Source organism: Pseudomonas amygdali (assembly GCF_002699855.1).
In the GTDB taxonomy this organism is placed as follows: Bacteria; Pseudomonadota; Gammaproteobacteria; order Pseudomonadales; family Pseudomonadaceae; genus Aquipseudomonas; species Aquipseudomonas amygdali.
Genome location: NZ_LKBW01000158.1, coordinates 1 through 2,578, shown reverse-complemented (window position 1 = coordinate 2,578; position 2,578 = coordinate 1). Strand labels below are relative to the sequence as shown.

The 2,578-nt window shown below is 54.8% G+C and carries 4 protein-coding genes; 3 read left to right on the top strand and 1 reads right to left on the bottom strand.

Features of this window, described 5'->3' with window-relative positions:
* The 3 genes from AO277_RS29115 to AO277_RS12605 all read left to right on the top strand — a co-directional run.
* Positions 1-439, top strand: a 439-nt coding sequence (locus AO277_RS29115; RefSeq protein WP_503434369.1) for a transposase, incomplete at its 5' end; no start/stop codon positions are given.
* Positions 330-641, top strand: coding sequence for a transposase (locus AO277_RS29960; RefSeq protein ID WP_503434368.1), 312 nt, complete (start codon positions 330-332; stop codon positions 639-641). The genes AO277_RS29115 and AO277_RS29960, both read left to right, overlap by 110 nt.
* A gap of 178 nt (positions 642-819) precedes the next feature.
* On the top strand, positions 820-1,065 hold the full coding sequence (locus tag AO277_RS12605; protein WP_099258998.1) for an arylsulfatase regulator: 246 nt from the start codon (positions 820-822) through the stop codon (positions 1,063-1,065).
* On the opposite strand, the gene AO277_RS12600 is transcribed toward AO277_RS12605, so the two are convergent.
* The coding region (locus tag AO277_RS12600; protein ID WP_257214222.1) for a putative bifunctional diguanylate cyclase/phosphodiesterase at positions 1,034-2,578 on the bottom strand (1,545 nt) is incomplete at its 5' end. The genes AO277_RS12605 and AO277_RS12600 overlap by 32 nt on opposite strands.

Below are 2,578 nucleotides of genomic sequence, written 5' to 3'. Positions count from 1 at the left end.
CTGTGAAAGCGACTGGCGCCGTCTGATACTGACCGCTGGCGGCCAGCACTGGCACATCCACTTGTCGAAGAAGACGGAAAACGGCCGAAAGACCGTCAATTACCTGGGCCGCTACCTGAAAAAACCGCCCATCTCGGGCAGTCGTCTGGCGCATTACACCTCCGGAGCCACGTTGAGCTTTACCTACCTGGATCACCGCACGCAGACCTATCAGCAGGAAACGCTGAGCCAGGCCGACATGCTGCGCCGGGTGGTGCAGCACATCCCGGAAAAGCATTTCCGGATGATCCGGTCAGACCTATCAGCAGGAAACGCTGAGCCAGGCCGACATGCTGCGCCGGGTGGTGCAGCACATCCCGGAAAAGCATTTCCGGATGATCCGGTATTTTGGTTTTCTGGCCAATCGGGTGTGTGGGAAATACCTGCCGAAGGTGTATGAAGCATTGAAGATGGCGACGCCAGGACCGACACCAAAGCTGTATTTTACGCAGATGGCCAAAGCCTTTCTAAACGTCGATCCGTTCCGCTGCGTGCTGTGTGGCGCGCGGATGGTATACACGGCGGCAATCAGCGGGCTGACGGTGCAGGGACTGATCCTCAACGCTCAGGCGATCGCGCAGATGAGGTACGTGAAGCCCTGACAGGGGGAAGGTGCGTCCGCACCTAGGCTTCGCGGTGAAATAACCTGCATTAATGCTTGTTGATAGGGATTTTCACTGCATAAGTAACGCATCAGCGTCTTCCTACGCATCGCTATGAAGACATGACGCCTCCTTCATAGCGTCAACTTGATGCATAGGCATTTTGAAATTCCTATGCATGAAGGTAGTCCATGATTATGCCAGCCGATTTCCATCGACAGAAAGTGGCGATAGCCAGCTACTTCAGGGCTGCTATGACTATATGATGGCTTTCAAACAGGTGCTCGACAGCTCATCAAAGGTCCAGATGGACTACATCTGCCTGCAATATCCAGGATTGTTTCGTTTCGCGAAAATAATGGAGTTGCTGGCCCAAGGTATTGCTGATGGCGTCATTCAGGTGCCGAAAGAACACTCAAAATGATGGGATGGTCATTTCGACGGTTCGGGCGTACATCCGGCTCCGGCGCTTCAATCCACACCAGTGTCTCGTCGAACGTTATCGGCGGACTGTAGAAGTTGCCTTGCACCATTGTGCAGCCCAGACTCGTCAGCATATTCAGCTCGTCCTGCGTTTCGACACCCTCGATCACGCAGTCCAACGACATGTCCAGGCTCAGGGCTACCAGCGACTTGACGATCTTGTAACTGGTCGGATTGTCATGCACGCCCGTCACAAAACTGCGAGCTATCTTCAGTTTGGTCAGCGCTAGGGCGTGCAACTGACTAAGACTGGAGTAACCGGTGCCAAAATCGTCAAGGGAGATACCGCAACCTAGCTGGCGAAACTGGGCAATCGCCTGTTGAACCTGCCCAATGTCCTGCATGACGGCCGTTTCAGTGATTTCCAGATCAAGTCGTGAGGCGTCAAAGCCACTGTTTTCTATTATCTCAACAATTCTCTCGACGCTTTCCCAGGTCGCGCAGTCATGGGCCGACAAATTGAACGACAGCCTGATCGGCGACGGCCAGGACAATGCTCGCTGTAGTGCCTGCGTCAACAAAGGGGCGGTCAGCTCGTTGATCATGCCGATCCGCTCGGCAATCGGAATGAAATGCGCAGGCGATACCGCGCCGAGTTCTGGACTGTCCCAGCGTGCCAGCGCCTCGAAAGCCACTGTTTCGCGTGTGCAGCTTTCAATGATCGGCTGAAACAAGACGTGAAACTCCTTCTCCAGGTTCGCCAGCCGCAATGCCTGCTCGGTTACGCCATCGGCATTAAGTTGTTCACGGTGACTGGCCGAAAACAGGCAAGTGGACCCGGGGTTGTGGTTCTTGCCTTGATAAAGGGCGTAATCTGCGTATTCATACAGTTGGGCGGCATTGTCGGCGTTAGCCGGAAACGTCGCGAAACCGAGGGTCGCGCCGATCTGGATCGGTATTTCCGAGAGTTCGAAACTTTCATGTATCAACGTGCAAAGCTGCTTGCCAAACATCAGCAACGCCTCGTCACTGATGTCGCCCTTGACGAGCAGTGCAAACTCGTCACCGCCCAGCCGCGATACCTGCACGGTATCGCTGACAGCGCTGATCAGCCGTTCAGCGACCAGCATCAGCAGCCGGTCGCCGACACTATGGCCATACAGGTCGTTGACAGGCTTGAACCCGTCCAGATCCAGCACACCCACCGCTAGCCCGCTCCGCTGTAGGAGTGCCTCATTCATCGCCGTATCCAGTGTCTGGAAAAAATGCCGACGATTAGGCAGGCCGGTCAGGCTGTCCCGATTGGCCAACAACAGGTTTGTGTTGCTCAATTGTTCAGTCTTGAACTGGGCGTTCACCAGGCTGGTGAAGTCGCGGTACTGATGGCGAAGAATGATCAGCATGCCGATTGATACCAGCACGATACTTGCCGCCGTGGCGATAAACGTGATGTTGTGTGTTGAGGCGAAGAAAATAACGAACGCTGTGTTGACGATCACTGCGGTAATCAAGGC

What these genes read in the sequence shown, in the direction of transcription:
- AO277_RS29960 (WP_503434368.1), top strand. Translation starts at nt 330, where the DNA reads ATGCTGCGCCGGGTGGTGCAGCACATCCCGGAAAAGCATTTCCGGATG.
- AO277_RS12605 (WP_099258998.1), top strand. Translation starts at nt 820, where the DNA reads ATGAAGGTAGTCCATGATTATGCCAGCCGATTTCCATCGACAGAAAGT.